Below are 20,932 nucleotides of genomic sequence, written 5' to 3' on the forward strand. Positions count from 1 at the left end.
AGCCTTGCCTCCAGCCGCCGCCTGAAGGATGGTACCGCCGTGTGTGGCGCCACGGGGCGCCCGTCTGGCGTTCGGCTGCCCGAAAGAGGCGGTCGACAAGACAAAAAGAAGGACCGAGCCTATGGCCGCCGAAAAGTCCCAGAATGTGCAGGACGTGTTCCTGAACCATGTTCGCAAGAGCAAGACGCCCGTCACCATCTTCCTGGTGAACGGCGTGAAGCTGCAGGGGATCATCACCTGGTTTGACAACTTCTCGGTGCTGCTGCGCCGGGACGGGCACACCCAGCTCGTTTACAAGCACGCGATCAGCACGGTGATGCCGGGTGCACCGATTCAACTCTTCGACGGCACGCCGGCGACCACCGGCGCGGCGGCCCCTTCCTCGGAAAGCCGGCTGACCCTGGCGCGCGAAGCCGCTCCGGCGACCAGCGACTGAGCCGGGCTTCAGAGCGGTTGCCTGGCGGGCAGATCGGCGCGCCACGCGCTTCCGCCCGGCGGTCAGCCGCTTTCGCGGGGGACTATGCGTCTCCTGCGCCTGCGGGCAGATTGCCGGCATGACGGCCAGTAACGACAACCGGGAACCCGGCCCCACGAGGGCGGCCGTGATTCTTCCCTATGAGCGCACCGTGCGCGGCGCCGAGGTCAACCTCGCCCGCGCGGCGGAGGCGAAGCTTGCGGAAGCGGTCGGCCTCGCGGCCTCGATCGGGCTCACGATCCTGCACGCCGCGGTGCATCCATTGCGCGAGCGCCGGCCTTCGACCCTGATGGGTGAGGGGCAGGTCGCGATGGTGAAGACCGTCATCGAGCAGCACGCGATCACCGTCACGGTGGTGGATGCCGCGCTCAGCCCGGTGCAGCAGCGCAACCTGGAGCGGGCCTGGGGCTGCAAGGTCATCGACCGCACCGGGTTGATCCTGGAGATCTTCGGGGAGCGCGCGCGCACCCGTGAAGGCACGCTGCAGGTCGAGCTCGCGCATCTGGAGTACCAGCGCACGCGGCTGGTGCGGTCCTGGACCCACCTCGAACGGCAGCGCGGCGGCTTCGGCTTTCTCGGCGGCCCCGGCGAATCGCAGATCGAGATCGACCGCCGCCTGATCGGCGAGCGCATCGTGAAGCTGAAGAAGGAGTTGCAGCAGGTGCGCCGCACCCGCGGCCTGCACCGCAGCGCCCGCGCCAAGGTGCCCTATCCGGTGATCGCCCTGGTCGGCTACACCAATGCCGGCAAATCCACGCTGTTCAACGCGCTGACCGGCGCCGGCGTCTACGCGCAGGACCAGCTTTTCGCGACGCTCGACCCGACCATGCGGGCGATCCGGCTGCCATCCGGGCGCGTCGCGATCCTCTCCGACACCGTCGGCTTCATCTCCGACCTGCCGACGCAGCTCGTCGAGGCCTTCCGTGCGACGCTGGAGGAGGTGGCGGCAGCCGACATCATCCTGCATGTCCGCGACATCGCGCATCCGGACAGCGCCGCGCAGCGTGCCGACGTCCTCGGGGTGTTAACTGCGATGGCAGCGGGTGACGACCCGAGCATCGACGCCGCCTGGGCCGAGCGCGTGGTCGAGGTGCTGAACAAGGAAGATCTGCTCGGCGGCGATACCGAAGCCAGCGAGGCCGCGCGCCGCGCCGCGACCCATGGCGCCATCGCCGTCTCGGCGCTGACCGGGGAGGGGTTGGATGACCTCCGCACGACGCTGGATGCCAAGCTCTCCGCGGGGATGGTGACCTTAGAGACGGCGCTGGCGCCCGCCGACGGCGCCCGCATCGCCTGGCTCTACGAACATGGCGAGGTGCTGGACCGACGCGATGCCGACGATGCCATACGGCTGACGGTTCGCCTCTCGCCGGCCAATCGCGCGCGATTCGAGCAACTTTCCGAGGCAGGATGATCGACCCACAGGATGCCAGCCGCGTCGCGGCATTGCTGCGCGACGCTGTCAGGGCTGAGGTCCTGCCCCGCTTCCGCAATCTCGCGCCTGGCGCGATCCGCACCAAATCGGGCCCGCTCGATCTGGTCACCGACGCCGATGAGAGCGCCGAGCGGGTGATCCGCGAAGGCTTGGCGCGCCTCTTCCCCGGCTGCCTCGTGGTCGGCGAGGAGGGGGTGGCCGAGGATCCGGCGGTGCTGGAGAGGCTGGTCGAGGATGGGCTCGCCTTCGTGGTCGATCCGGTGGACGGCACCTCCAACTTCGCGGCGGGCGTGCCGCTGTTCGGCTGCATGGCCGCGGCGATCGTGAAGGGCGAGGTGGTCGGCGGCTGGATCTTCGAGCCCTTCGCCGATGACTGCGCCATTGCACTGGCCGGGCAGGGCGCCTGGATGCAAACGCCTGCGGGTGCGAAGCGGGCGCTGCAGGTGGCGCCGCCCCGGCCGGTCGGGCAAATGGTCGGCGCCATTTCCTGGGGGTACCTGACCGAGCCGTTGCGCAGCACGGTCGGCGCCAACATGCCGAAGCTGGCGGCGGGGCTCGGCTATCGCTGCTCGGCGCATGAATACCGGCTGGTCGCCTCCGGCGGTGCGCATCTGCTGCTCTACAACAAGATGATGCCCTGGGATCACGCGCCCGGCGTCATCATCCACCGCGAGGCCGGCGGCTTCTCGGCGCGCTTCGACGGCGCCCCCTATTCGCCGCGCGTGCATACCGGCGGGCTGATCGCAGCCCCGGACGAAGCGAGCTGGACCGAAGCGAGGGCCGCGCTGCTTGGCTAACGCGGACGAAGATGACGGGGAGGAGGGCCCGCCCGGCCTGCCGCCCGGCACGCCCTTCTACATGACGCCTGCCGGCGCCACCGCGCTGCAGGCGGAGATGAAGCGGCTCTGGACCGAGGAGCGGCCGAAGGTGGTCGAGGTGGTGTCCTGGGCGGCTTCCCTCGGTGATCGATCGGAGAATGCCGACTACCAGTATGGCAAGCGGCGCCTGCGCGAGATCGACCGCCGCGTGCGCTTCATCACCAAGCGGCTGGAGCGGGTGCAGGTGGTCGACCCCACGGCGCAGACCCGGCGGGATCAGGTCTTCTTCGGCGCCACCGTGACCTATGCGCGGGGGGACGACAGCGAAGTCACCATCACCATCGTCGGCGTGGATGAGGCCGATCCCGATCGCGGCAGCATCTCCTGGGTGGCACCGGTCGCGCGGGCGCTGCTCGGCAAACGCGTGGGCGATCTGGTGAAGCTGCGCACCCCGGCTGGCGCGGAGGAGATCGAGGTCGTCGCCATCGCCTATCCCGGGGCATGATGCGGCGACCGCCTGCCAGGAGCACCCAGCCATGAGCCGCCTCGACGCCGAAGACCCCGCATGCCCGCCGCCGCCGCCCGGCATCGACCTGGTCATCATCCCGCGCGCCCATGATGTCGGGAATTTCGAGGTGCGCCGCGCCCTGCCGGCCAAGGAGCGGCAGATGGTCGGGCCCTTCATCTTCTTCGACCAGATGGGGCCGGGCGAGTTCCTGACCGGGCAGGGCCTGGATGTGCGCCCGCATCCGCATATTGGCCTCTCTACCGTCACCTATCTCTTCGAGGGCGAGGTGCTGCACCGGGACACGCTCGGCAGCCGCCAGGCGATCACGCCCGGGGCGCTCAACTGGATGACCGCGGGAAGCGGCATCGCCCATTCCGAGCGCAGCGACGAGACCAGGCGCGATCGCCGGCAGCCGCTCTTTGGCATCCAGAGCTGGGTCGCGTTGCCGAAGCATGCCGAAGAGACGGCGCCGAGCTTCACGCATCATCCGGCATCGGCGCTGCCCTTCGCCGAGGATGGCGGCATGACGTTGCGACTGATCGCGGGCGATGGCTGGGGGCTGAAGGCGCCGGTCGCGGTATCCTCGCCTTGCTTCTACGCCGATGTCACGCTGATGCCGGGTGGTCGGGTGCCGATGCCGGAGGAGCATGAGGAACGGGCGGCCTATGTGGTGGCCGGCAGCGTCAGCGTCGCCGGGACGGCGTTCGAGGCTGGCCGCATGCTGGTCTTCCGCGCCGGCGACGCGCTGGCCCTGACCGCGGGGCCCGAGGGTGCGCGGCTGCTGCTGCTCGGCGGCGCCACGATGGACGGGCCGCGCTACATGTTCTGGAACTTCGTCTCTTCCAGCCGGGACCGGATTCAGCAGGCCAAGGATGACTGGAAGGCCGGGCGCTTCGGCCTGGTGCCCGGCGATGAGAAGGAGTTCATCCCGCTGCCGGAGATCAAGGTGAAGGCGGGCTGATATCAACGGCACGCGTACTTCACGCGTGCCTTCGGCACGACGCGCTTGAGGGCGACATAACTACCTCTCAGCCTCGCTCCAGCGCCGCTGAGACTGCGGTCTGGTCGGGGTTTCGGGGCTGGCAGGGCGCCAGGATCAGGGCGTTTTCCGGGTTCAGGCGCCGCAGGGTCGGCGCCAGCGGAGAGCAGGCGATGCGGGCCGCGATCTGGCGCTCGGTCGCGCTGCGGAGCGCCGCCTTGGCGTCCGGAAAACCCGCCAGGATCTGCGGTACGGCCGCGACCTGCCCGGCATAGATGAGGCAGAGCGCGAGGCGCGCGGCCTCGGTTGCCGGGTGCGGCCGTCCGGGCTCGAAGCGTGACCAGTCAGCGGCACGCAAGCTCGCGACCGCTTCGGCCAGGCTGGCGTAGCCGGGCGTCGCGGGAGGTTCTTGCGGGAAAGACGCGGGGTTCCAGAGTGGTGCGCAGCCCGGGCCGATGGCGGCATCGGGCGTCTGGCGCATGGCGGCGGCGTCCGGCGCCATGCGTTGCCGGTCCAGCACATAGGGCACCGGCGGTCCAATATCGGCGCCGAGACTGCCGACGTAATCCCAGAAGTCATGCGCCGCATCGGCGACGCGGATCACCGTCTCGCCATCCCGCTGCAGGCGGATGCGTTCGGGTGAGCGCTTGCCGAGGGCGATGCTGCCGGCATGCACGATGCCGCGTGGCGTGTGGATGAAGGTTTCCAGCGTCCAGCAGCAATAGGCACCGCCCGACCAGCCGGAGAAGGCGTGGATCCGCGGCTCGCCGCGCAGCGCCGGCATGGCCTCGAAACCGCGCGAGCGGGCCTGCCAGACGACCTGCCCGGTGCGGCGCAGACGGAGCGCCGCGCGGTCGTCTTCCCCGCTCTGCGGCCGATATTGCTCGATGCGGCCGGCCCGGCCGGCGTCGTGCAGGACCTGGCAGAGGGCAGGGGTCGCCAGGAGAAGGGCGGCAAGCAGGAGGATGCGGGTCATGGGCCCGATCGTTCCGCTTTCTTCACTTCCTGCCAATGGGCTTCCATCACTTCCAGCGTCGTATCGGCCGGCGCGAGGCCTTCGGCGGCGAGCGCCGCCTCGACGGCGCCGAAGCGGCGCTCGAACTTCCGGTTGGCGCCACGCAGGCAGGTCTCCGGGTCCAGGTCGAGCTTCCGGGCGAGGTTCGCGAGCACGAAGAGCAGGTCGCCGACCTCGTCCGCCAGGCGGGCCGGGTCGGCGGCCGGGAGCTCGGCGCGCAACTCAGCGGCTTCCTCCTCCAGCTTGTCCAGGATGCCGGCGGCCTCCGGCCAATCGAAGCCGACGCGGGCGGCGCGGCGCGTCAGCTTCGCGGCGCGGGTCAGGGCAGGGAGGCCCTGCGGGATGCCAGCCAGCGTTCCGGTCTCGGCGCGGGCGGCGCGCTCGACGGCCTTCTGCGCCTCCCAGGCATGCGTCTGTTCCTCCGATGTTCTTGATTCAGTCTCCCCGAAGACGTGGGGGTGTCGGAGGATCATTTTCCTAGTAATTTTTTCCGCTATATCAGAGAAGCCGAAATGTCCTGATTCTTCAGCCATTTGCGCGTGATAGACGACCTGGAACAGCAGGTCGCCGAGCTCATCCAGCAGTGCTGGGCGATCGTCGCGGTGGATCGCGTCCTCGACCTCGTAGGCTTCCTCGATGGTGTAGGGCGCGATGGTCGCGAAGTTCTGGATCAAGTCCCAGGGGCAGCCGCCATCCGGCGACCGCAGGCGGGCCATGACGGTGAGCAGGCGCTGAAGGGCGGCGGCCGGATCCGGAGATTGGGGCATCGATGCTTCTCAGGGTTGGGCGCCGGAGGCCGTCCGGGCGCCAAGACACAGGGCCAAGCCTTTGAAAGGCTTTGGAATGACGGCAGGGAACACGCCGCCCACAGGCTTGTCCACAGCGCGTAGTTGCCGCATAAGATATATTATGGAAAGAAAAACTGAAGTGGATAAGCCTGTGGGCGAGTTCAGAGCTCTTCCACGCCGGTGATCCCCGGCAGCACCTTCATCGCCTGGAGCAGCCGCGGGCCGACATTGAAGCCGCCGGGCAAGACCATCTCGACCTCCTGCCCCGGCCCGGTCACCGACACCAGCACGACGCGCCCCTTGCCGCGGCCCTCGCGGTCCAGCAGCACGCGGATGTGGTCGACGGCCTCGGTCTGGTCGAGCCAGAGCCGGATGCCCTGGGCGACGCCGCTCGCGGCCTTCTCCAGCCCTTCGACCTCCTGGGCGGTCAGGCGCAGCGCCTCGCCCTCCATCCGCGCCTCTGCGGTCACCAGCACGGCATTGCCCTCGGCCAGCAGCTCCCGCGACCGGTTCAGCACTTCCGAGAAGCAGGTCACCTCATAGGACCCCTGGGCGTCGGAGAGCCGCACCCAGGCCATGCGGCTGCCGGTCTTGGTCGTGCGCTCCTTGCTGTTCACCACCGTACCGGCGAGCTTCAGCCTGCTTGCGCCTGAGCGCGCCCGATCCGCGATCATCGCCGAGCCGACGACGCCCAGCCGCTTCAGCGCCGCCTTGTAGGTGTCGAGCGGATGCGCCGAGAGGTGGAAGCCGACCGCCTCGGCCTCGAAGGAGAGCTTCTCGAGCAAGGGCCATTCCTGTGTCGGCGGGAACCGCAGCGGTTCCGATCGTTGCGATTCCGCGCCAAAAAGGCCGATCTGGCCACTCTCGCGCTCCTCGGCCGCTGATTGCGCCCGCCGCAGCACCACCTCGGCCCCGGCGACGAGCTGCGCCCGGTTCGGCATCAGCGTGTCGAAGGCCCCGGCCTTGGCCAGGTTCTCGATCTGCATCTTGTTGAGGAGCCGCGGATCGACCCGGCCGGCGAAGTCCGAGAGCGACGAGAAGCGGCCGCCCTTCGCACGTTCGGCCACCAGCTCCCGCATCGCCGCCTCGCCCACGCGCTTCACCGCGGCGAGCGCGAAGCGGATGGCGGGCTTCCCATCCTCCTCCCGGTGCTCGACGATGAAGTCGTGCGCACTGCGGTTCACGTCCGGCGGCAGCACGGGAATGCCGAGCCGCGCCGCCTCCTGCATATGGCCCGCCAGCTTGTCGGTGTTGGAGAAGTCGAGCGACATCGAGGCGGCCAGGAAGGCCACCGTATGGTTTGCCTTCAGCCAGGCGGTCTGGTAGCTGACCAGCGCATAGGCGGCGGCGTGGGACTTGTTGAAGCCGTAGTCGGCGAAGCGCTCCATCAGGTCGAAGATCTCGCCGGCCTTGGCTGCCTCGACCCCGCGCTCGGTCGCGCCCTTGGTGAAGATCTCCCGCTGCACCTGCATCTCGGAGCGGATCTTCTTGCCCATCGCCCGGCGCAGCAGATCGGCGGCGCCGAGCGAATAGCCCGCCAGGTCCTGCGCGATCTGCATCACCTGCTCCTGGTAGACCATGATGCCGTAGGTCTCGGAGAGGATGTGATGGATCGCCGGATGCGGGCTGTCCCAGGCCTCGCCGGCCTTGCGCTGGCAATAGGCGGGGATGTTCGCCATCGGGCCCGGGCGATAGAGCGCCACTGCCGCGATCAGGTCCTCGAAGCGGTCGACGCGCATCTGCCGAAGGCAGTCGCGCATCCCCTGGCCTTCGAACTGGAACACCCCGGCGGCGTCGCCCTTGCGCAGCATCTCGAAGGTCTTGGCGTCGTCGAGCGGAATCGCGCTGATGTCGATCGCGATCCCCTGCCCCTTCAGGATATCGACCGCCCGCTCGATCACCGTCAGCGTCTTGAGGCCCAGGAAGTCGAACTTCACCAGCGAGGCCTGCTCGACATGCTTCATCGAGAACTGGGTGATGAGCATCTCGGAGCGCGGGTCGCGGTAGAGCGGGCAGATGCCGATCAGCGGCTCCCGCCCGATCACCACGCCGGCGGCATGGGTGGAGGCGTTGCGGTAGAGGCCTTCGATCTGCAGCGCGATATCGAGCAGGCGCGCCACCTGCTCGTCATTGTCGCGCATATCCTGCAGCTTCGGCTCGCCATCGATCGCCTGCTGCAGGGTGACGGGCTTGGCCGGATTGAAGGGAATGATCGAGGCGATCTTGTCGACCTGCCCATAGGGCATGCCGAGCACGCGCCCGACATCGCGCACCGCCGCCTTCGCCTGCAGCTTGCCGAAGGTGATGATCTGCGCCACGCGGTCGTCGCCATATTCGCGCACCACGTAGCGGATCACCTCGTCGCGCCGGTCCTGGCAGAAATCGATATCGAAGTCGGGCATCGACACCCGCTCGGGGTTCAGGAAGCGCTCGAACAGCAGCCCGAAGCGGAGCGGGTCGAGATCGGTGATCGCCAGCGCCCAGGCCGCGACCGAACCGGCGCCGGAGCCGCGGCCGGGTCCCACCGGGATCGGCGGCGTCTGCGCCTTCGCCCATTGGATGAAGTCGGCGACGATCAGGAAGTAGCCGGAGAAGCCCATCGCCTCGATGACGCCGAGCTCATAGTCGAGGCGCGTCAGATAGGTCTCGCGCGGTGCGGACAGCCCGGCTTCGCCGAGCGCCTCAAGCCGCCGCTCCAGCCCCTCGGCGGCCATGGCGCGGACCGTTTCCGCCTCGGTCTTGCCGGGCGAGACCTTGGGGCAGATCGGCAGCGCGGGCTTCTTCGCCTCGGTCATCACCGCCGACATGCGGGCGATGGCCAGCGTGTTGTCGCAGGCCTCCGGCAGGTCGTGGAACAGCGCGCGCATCGCCTCTGCCGGCTTGAACCAATGCTCCGGCGTCACACGCCGGCGCTCCTGCTCCGCCATGGTGCGGCTTTCGGCGATGCAGAGCAGCGCGTCATGCGCCTCATGCATCTTGGCCTCGGCAAAGTAGACGTCATTGGCGGCGACGATCGGCAGCCGCGCCGCATCCGCCAGCGCCAGCAGGCCGGGTTCCACCAGGCGCTCGATCGGCAGCCCGTGGCGGTGCAGCTCCACCGCGATTCGGTCCGGGAAGGCTTCCGCGAGCTGCGCCAGCAACCGCTCCGCCGCGTCGCGCCGTCCTTCCGCCAGCAGCCGCGCAACCGGGCCGGTGGTGCCGCCGGTCAGCAGGAACAAGCCTTGCGCATGCTCGGCCAGCAGCTCCAGCGTGATGCTCGCCCGTCCGGAGGCGTCGTCGCGCAGGAAGCCCTTGGAAGACAGCCGCTGGAGGTTGTCGAGTCCCGCCGCATCCAGCGCCAGCGCCACCAGCGGGTCGGGGTTCAGCTGATGTGCATCCGGCCGCTCGGGGTCGGTGCTGACACGGGCGAGTGCCAACTGGCAGCCCATGATCGGCTGCACCCCCTTCCCCGTGCAGGCCTGCGCGAATTCGAGCGCGCCGAACAGGTTGGCGGTGTCGGTCAGCGCCACCGCCGGCATGCCCGCCGCCAGTGCCAGCGCTGGCAGCTTCTCCGCCTTGATGGCGCCCTCGCTCAAGGAATAGGCGGAGTGGGCGTGCAGGTGGATGAACGAGTCGGCCATGGGCCAAACCTATAGCGCCTTGCGAGCAGATTCACGCCTCCGGGTGCTTCCGCCCTCCGGCGATCTGCTCTGGCACGCGCGGGCTTGCTGCACCTGCGCCCATGGCCGAAGCTTGCGCGACGCATTCCCAGAGGATCCGCACCATGCGCCTGCTGCGCCCCGCCGCCCTCGGCCTGACCCTGGCCGTCGCTCTTGTCCTGCCGGCCGCGGCGCATCCCGGCCACGGCACGGACAGCTTCACCAGCGGCCTGCTGCATCCCTTCGGTGGGCTCGACCATCTGCTGGCCATGGTCGCGGTGGGCCTGATCGCCGCCCGCATCGGCCTCGCCACCGCCTGGCGCATGCCTGCAGCCTTCATGACCGCCATGGCTCTCGGCGCCCTCGCCGGCTTCGAAGGCACCACCCTGCCCGGCATCGAATACGGCATCGCTCTCTCGGTCGCCGCCGCCGGCCTGGCCCTCGCCCTCGCCATGCCGATCCCGACGCTGGCGGCGATCGGCGCCACCGCCGCTTTCGGCTTCTGCCACGGCATGGCGCACGGGCTGGAACTGCCCGACGCCGCCTCGCCCATCAGCTTCTCGCTTGGCATGCTGCTCGGCACCGCGCTGCTGCATGCCGCCGGCTTCGTCGTCGGGCTCGCGATGCGCAACGGCACCGGCCTGACCCTCTGCCGCGCCGGCGGCGCCGTGGCCGCGGCGGTGGGAGTGGTGATGTTGATGGGGTGAGGCGCATCACGGGAGGGCTCTGCCCTCCCGGACCCACCCGGCAGGAGCCTAGGGCCCCTGCAGCCCGATCATTTTAGCGCCCTGATTGCCAAGGGGGCCGCCCACTTCGGGGCAGCCCCCTTGGCAATCAGGGCGCCAAGTGAAGCAGGTCCAGGAGCCTCCAGGCTCCTGGCGGATGGGGGCTGGGGAAGGCGGAGCCTTCCCCAGGGCGCACCCTCACCCGACCGGCACCACCACTCCCGCCTCCAGCGTCACGATGCGGTCCATCTGCTGGGCCAGGTCGGGATTGTGGGTGGCAACCAGGGCGGCGACGCCTTGGCCGCGCACGGCTTCCATGAGTTCGCCGAAGACGCGGGCGCTGGTGCCGACGTCGAGGTTGCCGGTGGGTTCGTCGGCGAGGAGGATGCGGGGACGGTTGGCAAGGGCGCGGGCAATGGCGACGCGCTGCTGCTCGCCGCCGGAGAGCTTGCCGGGGGGGTGGCCCTCGCGCCCGCTCAGGCCGAAGGCGGCGAGGAGTTCGCGTGCCCGTGTCCTGGCCGTGTGGCGCGGCGTGCCGGCGGCCATCTGCGGCAGGACGATGTTCTCCTCGGCCGTGAATTCCGGCAGCAGGTGGTGGAACTGATAGACGAAGCCGATGGTGGAGCGGCGGATCGCCGTGCGGGCATCGTCGGACAGCGTGCCGGCCGCCTTGCCATCGACGAAGACCTCGCCGCCGTCCGGGCGTTCCAGCAGACCGGCAAGATGCAGCAGCGTCGATTTGCCGGTGCCGGACGGCGCCACGAGCGCCACGATCTCCCCCGCGGCCAGCGTCAGGTCGGCGCCGCGCAGCACGGGCAGCTCCCCGGCGCCGCTGCGGTAGCGGCGCTCGACGCCGGCGAGGCGAAGCGGCAGGTCATTCATTGCGGAGTGCTTCCACCGGGTCGGTCCTCGCTGCGCGCCAGCTCGGATAGAGGGTTGCGAGCAGCGACAGCCCGAGCCCCAGCCCGACCACCTGCGCGACGTCCCATGGGTCCACCACGGCCGGGATGCGCGTGAGGAAGTAGATCTGCGGATCGAAGATGGTGGTGCCGGTCGCCCGCATCAGCGCCTGGCGGATGGTTTCGAGATTGGTGCAGATGGCGAGGCCGAGGCCGAGCCCGGCCAGCGTGCCGAAGCCCCCCACGGCGGCGCCGCAGAGCAGGAAGATGCGCAGGATCGCCCCGCTTCCCACGCCCATGGTCCGCAGGATGGCGATGTCCTTCCCCTTGTCCTTCACCAGCATGATGAGGGAGGAGATGATGTTGAAGGCCGCGACCAGGATGATCAGCGCCAGGATCAGGAACATCACGTTCCGCTGCACTTCGACGATCTGGAAGAAGCCGGTATTGGCGGCCTGCCAATCCACGATGGAGAGTTGGTGCCCGGCGAAAGCCTGACGGATCGCCGCCGCGCCCGCGCGGGCGCCATCCGGGTCGCGCAGATGGACCTCGATCTGGTTCACCATGCCGGGCCGCTGCAGGAAGAGCTGCGCGGCCGGCAGCGGCAGGAAGAGGAAGCCGCCATCGTAGTCCTGCATCCCGACCTCGAAGATCGCGGCGACGCGATAGGGCTTGAGCCGTGGCACTGTTCCGAAAACCGTCGTCCGCCCTTCCGGGGATATGACGGTGATCCGGTCGCCCACCCCGACATCGAGACGCTGCGCCAGCACGGTGCCGATGACGATGGCGTCCTCGCCCTCGAAATCCGCCAGGCTTCCGGCGCGGATATTGCCGGCGATGATGGCGCGGGCGCGCAGGTCCGCCGGTGCGATGCCGCGCAGCAGTCCGCCGGCGGAGGCGCCGGCATCGGTCGTCAGCAGCACTTGGCCTTCCAGTATGGGCGTGGCCTGAGCGACTTCGGGCAGCGCGCGGATGCGCTCGGCGACTGCGGCATAATCCCGCAGTGACTCATCCGCCGACGCCACGCCGAGATGCCCGTTCACTGCCAGGATGCGCCCCAGGAGCTCTTGCCGGAAGCCGCCCATGACAGCGAGCACGACAATCAGCGTTCCGACGCCGAGTGCGATGCCGAGCAGCGAGAAGCCGGCGATGAGCGAGACCGCGCCTTCGCCGCGCGGCGCGCGCAGGTAGCGCGCCGCGACCATACGCTCGAAGGCCGAAAAATAGCCGGTCCTAGCCATGGCGCAGCGCCTCGGCCGGATCGATCCGCGCGGCGCGCCAGCTTGGATAGAGGGTCGCGAGCAGCGACAGGCCGAAGCCGGTCGCGACGATGATCGCGACATCCCGCGTGTCGACCACCGAAGGGAGAGTCATCAGGAATTGCAGGCCGGCGCCGGAGAGGCCGGCGCGTTCCAGCCAGACGACGCCGGGGCGCAGCGCGTCGAAATTCGCTGCGATGCCAAGGCCGAGGGCGAAGCCCGCCAGCGTGCCGCCGCAGCCGATGCTCGCACCGCAGAGGATGAAGATGCGCAGGATCGCTCCGCGTTTCGCACCCATGGTCCGCAGGATGGCGATGTCCTTCCCCTTGTCCTTCACCAGCATGGTGAGGGAGGAGACGATGTTGAAGGTCGCCACCACCACGATCAGGGTGAGGATCAGGAACATCACCTGCCGCTCGATCAGTACCGCTGCGTAGATGGCGCTGTTGGAAGCCTGCCAGTCGGTCACGCGGAGGCCCTGCCCTGCCAGGGCGGCGCGCAGTTCCGCGGCGACAGGCGCGACGCGGGATGGGTCTTCGAGCAGGATCTCGATCTGGTTCACCGCGTCGCCGAGACCGAAGAGCGATTGCGCGGTGGCGAGCGGCACGAAGATGGTCCGCCCGTCATATTCCGGCATGCCGATGTCGAAGGTCGCGACCACGCGCAGGTTTCGCTGGCGCGGCGCGGCGGAGAAATCCCCGCCGCGTGCCTGGGGCAGCACCAAGGTCAGGCTGTCGTCCGGCATCAGGCGGAGCCGCGCGGCCAGGCGGGCGCCGACCACGGCCGTATCCTCTTCTTCCATGGCCTCGAGATCGCCGTCGCGCAGCCTGTCCCGGATCACCGCTCGGGCACGCAGCGCCTCCGGCGGGATGCCGCGGAGCTGCGCCCCGGCTGCACCGCCTGGCCCCGTGACCAGCACCTGTCCATCCACCGCCGGTGCGGCCTGCACGATCCCTGCGATGCCGCCGATGCGCGCCAGCACCGCCTCATACCCCTCGATCACGCGACCGCGCTCCGGCTGTACCGTGAGGTGGCCGTTCAGCCCGATGATGCGGGCCATCAGATCCTGCCGGAAGCCATTCATCACCGAGGTGACGATGATGAGCGTCGCGACGCCGAGGGTGATGCCGATGAGGGAAAAGAGCGCGGTGACCGATATGAAGCGCTCGCCCTTGCGGGCGCGCAGATAGCGAAACGCAACGGCGCGCTCGAAGGGGGAGAACATCGCGGGGATCAGAGCCTGTCTCGGAATGGCACAGCGGTGAACTGGCGAGGCATTTTTCGTTCCTGCCGTGTCGGGTGACGTAGCCGATGCTGGTTGCATCGGCGAGGAAGCCGGCGCGGCAGGGGCGGAAAAGGACCGTCAGATCGCCGCCGCGCCATTCCGAGACAGGCTCTCAAGCGCCCTTGATGCGCGCGACCGCGTCCTCGAGGGAGAGTTCCGCGCGCTCGCCGGTGGCGCGACGCTTCAGCTCGACGCGGCCGGCGGCGGCACCGCGCGGCCCGACCACGGCCTGCCAAGGATGGCCGGAGAGGTCGGCGTCGTTGAACTTCACCCCTGCCCGCTCCTCACGGTCGTCATAGACCGCTTCCGGCGACAGCGCGGCATAGAGCTGCTCACAGAGCGCGTCGCAGCCGGCGTCGCCCGGCTTCAGGTTCAGGATGGCGGCGCTGAAGGGGGCGACGGCGTCCGGCCAGATGATGCCGGCCTCGTCATGGCTCGCCTCGATGATGGCGCCGACCAGGCGGGAGATGCCGATGCCGTAGCTGCCCATCTCCGGCGCCACCGGCTTGCCGTCCGGGCCCTGGACGGAGAGGCCCAAGGGCGCGCTGTACTTGGTGCCGAAGAAGAAGATGTGCCCGACCTCGATGCCGCGGGCGGAGACGCGCTTCGCTTCGGGCACCTGCGCCCAGGCGGCTTCGTCGTGCATCTCCTCGGTGGCGGCGTAGTGGCTGGTCCAGAAGTTCACGATCGGCGAAAGGTCGCCCAGGTAGTCGGGTGTGTCGGCCAGCACGTCGTAGTCGAGCAGGTCCTGGCTGACGAAGACCTGCGATTCGCCGGTCTCGGCCAGGATGATGAACTCGTGGCTGAGATTGCCGCCGATCGGGCCGGTGTCGGCGCGCATCGGGATGGCTTTCAACCCCATGCGGGCGAAGGTGCGGAGATAGGCCACGAACATCTGGCGATAGCTGTGCTCGGCGCCTTCCTTGGTCAGGTCGAAGGAATAGGCGTCCTTCATCAGGAATTCGCGCCCGCGCATCACGCCGAAACGCGGCCGCACCTCGTCCCGGAACTTCCACTGGATGTGGTAGAGGTTGCGCGGCAGGTCGCGGTAGCTCTTCGCGAAGCCCTTGAAGATGTCGGTGACCATCTCCTCGTTGGTCGGGCCGTAGAGCATGTCGCGCTCATGCCGGTCTTTGATGCGCAGCATCTCCTTGCCGTAGTCGTCGTAGCGGCCGGATTCGCGCCAGAGTTCGGCCGGCTGGATGGTCGGCATCAGGATTTCCTGGGCACCGGCGCGATCCTGCTCCTCCCGCACGATCTGCTCGACCTTGCGCAGCACCCGGAGCCCTGCCGGCAACCAGGCGTAGATGCCGGCGCTGGTCTGGCGGACCAGACCGGCGCGCAGCATCAACCGGTGCGACGCGATCTGCGCCTCGGCGGGCGTCTCTTTCAATGTCGGCAGGAAGGCGCGGGAGAGACGCATGGTAATCCTTGAGCGGGAAGCGGGCGCGGACCTTAGAGCAGATCGCCGAAGGGCGGAATCGCCCGGAGGCGTGAATCTGCTCGGCGAACGCAGGGAACAGATCGCCGGAGGGCGGAATCGCCCGGAGGCGTGAATCTGCTCGGCGAACGCAGGGGAGCAGATCGCCGAAGGGCGGAATCGCCCGGAGGCGTGAATCTGCTCGGCGAACGCAGGCGAGCAGATCGCCGAAGGGCGGAATCGCCCGGAGGCGTGAATCTGTTCGCAGATCGGGGACCAAGGGCGGCTCTGCTGCGGCGCAATAATCTTATGTTTGTATGCAAACAGCCGCAACTATCAGACAAAAATTCGCGTTCGCCCGGCAAAAAACCTTGGCTTTGGAAACGGATATCGCTAGACAAAAAAAGGGCCACGACCCCAAGGGATCGCGGCCCAAGTTTAGGGAGGAAACGCCAGTCACACGGCAGAAAGAGGAACAACCTCTTCCTGAAGCAAAGGGTGGCGCGGGTCGGCATCCGGCTCAACGACAAACAGCCAACCCAATAGGGTGAAAATTCGGCATCCAGACCGGATATGCTCGCAACGAAGGCGGCGCAGGGTAAACGCCCTGTTAGCCGCCTAAATTTTGTGCGGCCCTCTGTGCGGTGCAGCAAAACGCCTCGGGCGTCAACGATCAGGCATCGCCAGCCAGCCGGTGCGGAAGCTGATCCAGTCGCTTTCCACCAGCCACCAGATGGCCAGCCACACCAGCACTGAAATCACGGTCGTCGCGATCAGCTTGCGCAGGAGATGCGGCTTCTCCGGCGTGCCGCGCCAGCCGCCGGCGGCCGGATCGGCGTCCGGATCCGGGCGGGTGCCGATCGGCAGCACGGCGAAGAGCACCGTCCACCAGGTCAGGGCAAAGACGACGAAGCCGGTGAACCAGGTCATGCGCCGGCATGTGCACCTGTCCGGGGACGTTGCAAAGCCCCCGGACTGACCCGATCAGACGCGCAGCAGATGCACCTCGACCGCCGGGCGCTTGCGCAGCCGCCGGCCGACCGCCTTGCGCAGCGCGCCACGTACGGCCTCGCGCAGCGTATCGTCCTCGCGCTTCAGCGCGGCGGGCAGCTCGGCGACGCTGCGGGCGAGCTCATCGGCGAGTTGCCCGGGTTCCGCGTCGCCCTGCTCGAAGAGGCCCGGCGCCGAGACCTTGGGTTCGCCCAGCACGCGTCCCGCGGCATCGACGGCAAGCGACGCCACCACCACGCCATTGAACAGCATCTTCCGTCGTGCCCCGAGCACGCCGCCATCCAACGGCAGCAGCCGGTCGCCGTCGATCGCGAGCCGCCCGACCGGGACGCCGCCCACCACATCGGGCCGGTTGCCGGGTGCGAGGCGCAGCACGTCGCCGTCCTCGACGATCACGGGATGGGCGCCGCAGGCGCGGGCCAGCGCCGCATGCTCCGACAGATGCCGCCACTCGCCATGCACCGGCACCGCGTAGCGCGGCCGCACCAGCCCATAGAGCCGCTTCAGCTCGTCGCGGGCCGGATGGCCGGAGACATGGACCATGTGATCCTCGTCCGTCATCACCCGGCAGCCGCGCCGCACCAGGCCATCCTGCACGATCTGGATCGCCTTCTCGTTCCCCGGGATGCGGCGGGAGGAGAAGATCACCGTATCCCCTTCCCCGAGCGCCATCTGCGGATGGGTGTCGGCGGCGATCTTGGCGATCGCGCTGCGCTCCTCCCCCTGGGAACCGGTGCAGATGATCAGCAGCGAATCGTCGGGCAGGTAGCCTGCCTCTTCCTCCGGCAGGAAGGGCGGGATGTCGGTGAGGTAGCCGACCTCGCGCGCCGCGGCCTCGGCATTGCGGAGCGAGCGGCCGAACAGCGCGACCTGCCGACCCGCTGCCCCGGCCGCCTTGGCGATGGAGGCGACGCGGGCGATGTTGGTCGCGAAGCAGGTCACCGCGATGCGCCCCTTCAGGCCGCGGATGATGGCCGTCAGGTTGCGCCGCACCTCGCCTTCGCTGCCCGAATGGCCCTCAACCATCGCATTGGTCGAATCGCAGACCATGGCCAGCACGCCCTCGTCGCCGAGGCGGCGGAAGGCCTCCTCGTCCGTGGGCTTGCCGATCAACGGGTCGGGGTCCAGCTTCCAGTCGCCGGTATGCAGCACCAGGCCGTAATGGGTGCGGATCGCCACCGCCTGCGCCTCCGGCACCGAATGGGTGACCGGCAGGAATTCCAGATCGAAGGGCCCAAGCGTCAGGCGGCCGCCGAGCGGCACGATGTGGAGCGGCACCTCGGCCAGCAACCCCGCCTCGGCCAGCTTCCGGCGCAGCACGGCGGCGGCGAAGGGGCTAGCATAGACCGGGCAGCGGAGCTGGCGCCAGAGATGCGCGACCGCGCCGATATGGTCCTCATGCGCGTGGGTGATGACGAGCCCCGCGAGGTCCCGTCGGTGGTCGGCGAGCCAGCCGGCGTCGGGCACCATGACGTCGACCTCCGGCAGCGCCGGGCCGCCGAAGCCGATGCCGCAGTCGATCGCGAGCAAGGCACCGTCGCAGCGATAGACGTTGAGGTTGAGGCCGATCTCGCCGGTACCGCCGAGGGGAATGAAGGCCAGATCGTTCTGGCCGGAGCCGATGTCGTAGGGAGGCATGCACCTGTCTTACGCGGTTTCGGGCGCGTGCGCCCCTGTCAGTCGCGATTCACGCCACGTGACAGGATGGGGGCACGGTTGCGTTCCGCCAACAGGCGAAGCCCCTCCAGCGTGATATCGGGGTCGCTGAGCTCGATCACATTCGTGCCTTCAGCGAAGAGCGGCGCCAGCCCGCCGGTCGCCACCACCTTCATCGGGGCATCGTATTCGGCCCGGATGCGGGCAACGATCCCCTCGATCATGCCGATATAGCCCCAGTAGATGCCGGATTGCATGGCCGGGACCGTGGATCGCCCGATCACCGCCTGCGGTCGGCCGATGCCGATGCGCGGCAGCCTGGCGGCGGCGCGGTGCAGCGCCTCGATCGAGAGGTTGATGCCAGGGGCGATGACGCCGCCGAGATAGGCGCCGTCGCCGTCCACCACATCGAATGTCGTTGCTGTTCCGAAATCTATGACCACCAGCGGCCCGCGATACTTGGTATGGGCGGCGAGCGAATTGAGCAGGCGGTCGGCGCCGACCTCCTCCGGCTGATCCACCTTGATCTGGAATCCCCAGTCGAGGGGCGCGCGGGCGATCAGCGGCTCGCAGTCGAACCATTCGCGCGACAGGCGGCGGAGGTTGTAGAGCGCGGCCGGCACCACGGTGCCGATGGCGCATCGGGTGATGTCGGTCGCTTTCAGCCCGGTGTGCTGGAAGAGCGTCAGCAACCAGACGGCGTATTCGTCCGAAGTCCGGTCCGCGCGCGTCGCGATGCGCCAGCGGCCGCGCCACTCGATGCCGTCATGCACCGCGAAGACGACGTTGGTATTACCCGCATCCACCGCCAGCAGCATGGCGCCAGTTTCCCTTCAGGCGATCTCGCCCGCGACGATGGTCCGGAGGCCGCCATCGGTCGCCAGCAGCAGACTGCCATCCTCCCCGAGCCCAGCGAAGCGTCCCGTCAGCAGCCCCTGCCCCTGGCGCACCGTCAGCGGCGTGCCCGGCGCCGGGCCGAGCGCGGTCCAGGCGGCGCGGACCGGGGCCAGGCCATCCCGCGCATGGATCGCCCGCCAGCGGGCAATCGCCTGCAGGAGCGACGCCGCGACATGCTCCGGCACCGGGGCGGGCGGCGGAAGCGCCGCGGTCGGCCGGTCCGGCAGCAGCGGCGCATGGGCGAGGTTCACACCGATCCCGAGCACCAGCCAGGCGACCCCGCCCTCCACATCGGCCGCGGCCTCGGCCAGGATGCCCGCGAGCTTGGCACCCTGCAGCAGCGCGTCGTTCGGCCATTTCAGCCGCAGCGCCTGAGGGTCGGGGAGCAGCGGCGCCAAGGTCTCGGCCAACGCCACGGCGGCCAGGAGCGCCCATTGCGGCGCCTCCCGGATCGGGCCATCGGGGCGCAGCAGCAGGCTGAGATAGAGGTTGCCCGCCGGGCTCTCCCAGCGGCGTGCGGAGGTGCCGCGGCCGGCCGTCTGCCGGCGCGCCATGATGGCGAGGCCCTCGGGCTCCCCGGCCCGGGCGCGCTGCAGCAGCAGGTCGGAGGTGCTCGGCAGGCTTTCGTGGATCTCGAGCCTGAAGCCGGCCGGCAGGTTCAGGAGCTCGGGGCCACCACCCTGCCGGCCATTCTGCGCGCTCACCCCAGGATCGAGGTGATGGCGGCCTGCGCCGCCGCGATCAGCGGCGCCGGGAACAGGATGAACAGCATGGTGAAGAGCCCGGTCACCGTCAGCACCACCGAGAGCCCGGCGGGGCGTGGGTCGAAGGCGCCGGCCGGCGCATCGAAGTACATCACCTTCACGATGCGCAGATAATAGTAGGCGCCGACCACGCTGGTCAGCACGCCGATCACCGCCAGCGCCCAGTAGCCCGCCTGCACCGCCGGCAGGAAGACGTAGAGCTTCGAGAAGAAGCCCGCGAGCGGCGGGATGCCGGCCATCGAAAACATGAAGACCGCCATCCAGAAGGCCATCACCGGATCGGTGCGGCCGAGGCCTGCCAGATCATCGATGCGCTCCACCGCGCGTCCGTCGCGGCGCATGGCGACCAGCACCGAGAAGCTGCCGAGCGTCATCGCGATATAGACCGCCATGTAGAGCAGCAGCCCGCGCAGCCCGGCATCGGTCGCGACCGCGAGGCCCATCAACGCGTAGCCGACATTGGCGATCGAGGAATAGGCCATCAGCCGCTTCACATTGCTCTGCCCGATCGCGGCGAAGGCGCCGAGGATCATCGAGAGTGCCGAGATCAGCAGGATCACCTGCTGCCACTGCGCCGCGAGGTCGCCGAAGGGGCCGGCGAGCACGCGGGTCAGCAGCGCGATGGCGGCGACCTTGGGGGCGGCGGCGAAGAAGGCGGTCACCGGTGTCGGCGCGCCTTCGTAGACGTCGGGCGTCCACATGTGGAAGGGCACCGCCGAGACCTTGAAGGCGAGCCCAGCCACCACGAAGACGACGCCGACGACGAGGCCCAGGGAACCGCCGGCCGGCGAGGAGAGCGCATCGGCAATGCGGTCAAAATTCGTGGTGCCGGCGAAGCCGTAGACCAGCGAGGCGCCATAGAGCAGCAGGCCGGAGGCCAACGCGCCGAGCACGAAGTATTTGAGGCCCGCCTCGGACGACCGCTCATTGTCGCGGTCGAAGGCGGCGACGACGTAGAGGCTGAGTGACATCAGCTCCAGCCCGACATAGAGGGCCATCAGGTCGTTGGCCGAGACCATGACCATCATGCCGACGGTCGCGAAGACCAGCAGCACCGGGAACTCGAAGCGCGCGATGCCCGACTTCTCGTTGAAGTCGAGCGCCAGGATCAGCCCGAGCCCGGCGCCGGCCAGCACCAGCAGCTTGGCAAAGCGTGCGAAGGCATCGGCGACATAGAGCCCGCCGAAGGTCACGCCCTCCCCCTGCCCCATCACCAGCACGGCCGCGAGCAGGAAGCTGCCGAGCGCGCCCAAGGTGATGGCGAAGTGCATCGGGCGCTTCGGCACCACGCCGGCGACCAGCAAGCAGAGGCCGGCGATGGCGAGCACCAGTTCGGGCAGCGCGAGGGTCCAGTTCATGG

General features: G+C 69.0%; 18 protein-coding genes. 6 read left to right on the forward strand and 12 right to left on the reverse strand.

Annotated elements, in window-relative coordinates; translation table 11 throughout:
- Positions 1-121: 121 nt before the first annotated feature.
- From hfq to GXW71_RS07105, 5 genes are all read left to right on the forward strand, one after another.
- Entirely contained in the window at positions 122-436 is a 315-nt protein-coding gene (gene hfq, locus GXW71_RS07085) for an RNA chaperone Hfq (RefSeq protein WP_211851711.1), read from the forward strand.
- Between the two features lie 118 nt (positions 437-554).
- Complete coding sequence (gene hflX, locus GXW71_RS07090; RefSeq protein ID WP_211851712.1) at positions 555-1,889, forward strand: GTPase HflX; 1,335 nt, start codon at positions 555-557, stop codon at positions 1,887-1,889.
- Complete coding sequence (locus tag GXW71_RS07095) at positions 1,886-2,707, forward strand: inositol monophosphatase family protein (RefSeq protein ID WP_211851713.1); 822 nt, start codon at positions 1,886-1,888, stop codon at positions 2,705-2,707. The genes hflX and GXW71_RS07095 overlap by 4 nt, the downstream gene beginning before the upstream one ends.
- Positions 2,708-2,744: 37 nt before the next feature.
- Complete coding sequence (gene greB / locus GXW71_RS07100) at positions 2,745-3,233, forward strand: transcription elongation factor GreB (RefSeq protein WP_456315983.1); 489 nt, start codon at positions 2,745-2,747, stop codon at positions 3,231-3,233.
- Between the two features lie 31 nt (positions 3,234-3,264).
- Positions 3,265-4,197 (forward strand): pirin family protein, encoded by a 933-nt coding sequence (locus GXW71_RS07105; RefSeq protein WP_211851714.1) that lies wholly within the window; start codon positions 3,265-3,267, stop codon positions 4,195-4,197.
- 67 nt (positions 4,198-4,264) lie between these two features.
- On the opposite strand, the gene GXW71_RS07110 is transcribed toward GXW71_RS07105, so the two are convergent.
- From GXW71_RS07110 to dnaE, 3 genes are all read right to left on the reverse strand, one after another.
- Positions 4,265-5,191 (reverse strand): hypothetical protein, encoded by a 927-nt coding sequence (locus GXW71_RS07110; protein WP_211851715.1) that lies wholly within the window; start codon positions 5,189-5,191, stop codon positions 4,265-4,267.
- The gene (mazG, locus tag GXW71_RS07115; protein ID WP_211851716.1) at positions 5,188-5,997 is read right to left on the reverse strand and encodes a nucleoside triphosphate pyrophosphohydrolase; all 810 of its coding nucleotides are present in this window, start codon (positions 5,995-5,997) and stop codon (positions 5,188-5,190) included. The genes GXW71_RS07110 and mazG overlap by 4 nt, the downstream gene beginning before the upstream one ends.
- 182 nt (positions 5,998-6,179) lie before the next feature.
- Positions 6,180-9,638, reverse strand: coding sequence for a DNA polymerase III subunit alpha (gene dnaE, locus GXW71_RS07120; protein ID WP_211851717.1), 3,459 nt, complete (start codon positions 9,636-9,638; stop codon positions 6,180-6,182).
- A gap of 143 nt (positions 9,639-9,781) precedes the next feature.
- Between dnaE and GXW71_RS07125 the strand changes: the two genes are divergently transcribed.
- Complete coding sequence (locus tag GXW71_RS07125) at positions 9,782-10,363, forward strand: HupE/UreJ family protein (protein WP_211851718.1); 582 nt, start codon at positions 9,782-9,784, stop codon at positions 10,361-10,363.
- A 216-nt stretch (positions 10,364-10,579) separates the two neighbouring features.
- On the opposite strand, the gene GXW71_RS07130 is transcribed toward GXW71_RS07125, so the two are convergent.
- The 9 genes from GXW71_RS07130 to nuoN form a co-directional block, all read right to left on the reverse strand.
- Positions 10,580-11,263 carry an ABC transporter ATP-binding protein gene (locus tag GXW71_RS07130; RefSeq protein ID WP_211851719.1) on the reverse strand — a complete coding sequence of 228 codons (684 nt, stop codon included), beginning with the start codon at positions 11,261-11,263 and terminating at the stop codon, positions 10,580-10,582.
- The gene (locus tag GXW71_RS07135) at positions 11,256-12,521 is read right to left on the reverse strand and encodes a lipoprotein-releasing ABC transporter permease subunit (RefSeq protein WP_211851720.1); all 1,266 of its coding nucleotides are present in this window, start codon (positions 12,519-12,521) and stop codon (positions 11,256-11,258) included. The genes GXW71_RS07130 and GXW71_RS07135 overlap by 8 nt, the downstream gene beginning before the upstream one ends.
- Entirely contained in the window at positions 12,514-13,764 is a 1,251-nt protein-coding gene (locus GXW71_RS07140; protein ID WP_211851721.1) for a lipoprotein-releasing ABC transporter permease subunit, read from the reverse strand. Before GXW71_RS07140 ends, GXW71_RS07135 begins: the two co-directional genes overlap by 8 nt.
- A gap of 172 nt (positions 13,765-13,936) precedes the next feature.
- On the reverse strand, positions 13,937-15,247 hold the full coding sequence (gene proS / locus GXW71_RS07145; RefSeq protein WP_211851722.1) for a proline--tRNA ligase: 1,311 nt from the start codon (positions 15,245-15,247) through the stop codon (positions 13,937-13,939).
- 663 nt (positions 15,248-15,910) lie between these two features.
- A complete protein-coding gene (locus GXW71_RS07150; RefSeq protein WP_211851723.1) occupies positions 15,911-16,174 on the reverse strand; it encodes a DUF1467 family protein in 264 nt (87 codons plus the stop codon).
- A gap of 54 nt (positions 16,175-16,228) precedes the next feature.
- Positions 16,229-17,893, reverse strand: a complete 1,665-nt coding sequence (locus tag GXW71_RS07155; RefSeq protein ID WP_211851724.1) for a ribonuclease J — start codon at positions 17,891-17,893, stop codon at positions 16,229-16,231.
- 38 nt (positions 17,894-17,931) lie between these two features.
- Positions 17,932-18,729: a type III pantothenate kinase gene (locus tag GXW71_RS07160; RefSeq protein ID WP_211851725.1), complete on the reverse strand. Its 798-nt coding sequence runs from the start codon at positions 18,727-18,729 to the stop codon at positions 17,932-17,934.
- Positions 18,730-18,744: 15 nt separating this feature from the next.
- Entirely contained in the window at positions 18,745-19,512 is a 768-nt protein-coding gene (locus GXW71_RS07165) for a biotin--[acetyl-CoA-carboxylase] ligase (RefSeq protein WP_367617263.1), read from the reverse strand.
- A complete protein-coding gene (gene nuoN / locus GXW71_RS07170) occupies positions 19,509-20,930 on the reverse strand; it encodes an NADH-quinone oxidoreductase subunit NuoN (RefSeq protein WP_211851726.1) in 1,422 nt (473 codons plus the stop codon). The genes GXW71_RS07165 and nuoN overlap by 4 nt, the downstream gene beginning before the upstream one ends.
- Positions 20,931-20,932 lie beyond the last annotated feature (2 nt).

Source organism: Plastoroseomonas hellenica (genome assembly GCF_018129085.1).
Lineage (GTDB): Bacteria > Pseudomonadota > Alphaproteobacteria > Acetobacterales > Acetobacteraceae > Plastoroseomonas > Plastoroseomonas hellenica.

Excerpts from the sequence above, each read along its gene's own strand:
- hfq (WP_211851711.1), top strand. The coding sequence starts at position 122 with ATGGCCGCCGAAAAGTCCCAGAATGTGCAGGACGTGTTCCTGAACCAT.
- hflX (WP_211851712.1), top strand. The coding sequence starts at position 555 with ATGACGGCCAGTAACGACAACCGGGAACCCGGCCCCACGAGGGCGGCC.
- GXW71_RS07095 (WP_211851713.1), top strand. The coding sequence starts at position 1,886 with ATGATCGACCCACAGGATGCCAGCCGCGTCGCGGCATTGCTGCGCGAC.
- GXW71_RS07105 (WP_211851714.1), top strand. The coding sequence starts at position 3,265 with ATGAGCCGCCTCGACGCCGAAGACCCCGCATGCCCGCCGCCGCCGCCC.
- GXW71_RS07110 (WP_211851715.1), bottom strand. The coding sequence starts at position 5,191 with ATGACCCGCATCCTCCTGCTTGCCGCCCTTCTCCTGGCGACCCCTGCC.
- mazG (WP_211851716.1), bottom strand. The coding sequence starts at position 5,997 with ATGCCCCAATCTCCGGATCCGGCCGCCGCCCTTCAGCGCCTGCTCACC.
- dnaE (WP_211851717.1), bottom strand. The coding sequence starts at position 9,638 with ATGGCCGACTCGTTCATCCACCTGCACGCCCACTCCGCCTATTCCTTG.
- GXW71_RS07125 (WP_211851718.1), top strand. The coding sequence starts at position 9,782 with ATGCGCCTGCTGCGCCCCGCCGCCCTCGGCCTGACCCTGGCCGTCGCT.
- GXW71_RS07130 (WP_211851719.1), bottom strand. The coding sequence starts at position 11,263 with ATGAATGACCTGCCGCTTCGCCTCGCCGGCGTCGAGCGCCGCTACCGC.
- GXW71_RS07135 (WP_211851720.1), bottom strand. The coding sequence starts at position 12,521 with ATGGCTAGGACCGGCTATTTTTCGGCCTTCGAGCGTATGGTCGCGGCG.
- GXW71_RS07140 (WP_211851721.1), bottom strand. The coding sequence starts at position 13,764 with ATGTTCTCCCCCTTCGAGCGCGCCGTTGCGTTTCGCTATCTGCGCGCC.
- proS (WP_211851722.1), bottom strand. The coding sequence starts at position 15,247 with ATGCGTCTCTCCCGCGCCTTCCTGCCGACATTGAAAGAGACGCCCGCC.
- GXW71_RS07150 (WP_211851723.1), bottom strand. The coding sequence starts at position 16,174 with ATGACCTGGTTCACCGGCTTCGTCGTCTTTGCCCTGACCTGGTGGACG.
- GXW71_RS07155 (WP_211851724.1), bottom strand. The coding sequence starts at position 17,893 with ATGCCTCCCTACGACATCGGCTCCGGCCAGAACGATCTGGCCTTCATT.
- GXW71_RS07160 (WP_211851725.1), bottom strand. The coding sequence starts at position 18,729 with ATGCTGCTGGCGGTGGATGCGGGTAATACCAACGTCGTCTTCGCGGTG.
- nuoN (WP_211851726.1), bottom strand. The coding sequence starts at position 20,930 with ATGAACTGGACCCTCGCGCTGCCCGAACTGGTGCTCGCCATCGCCGGC.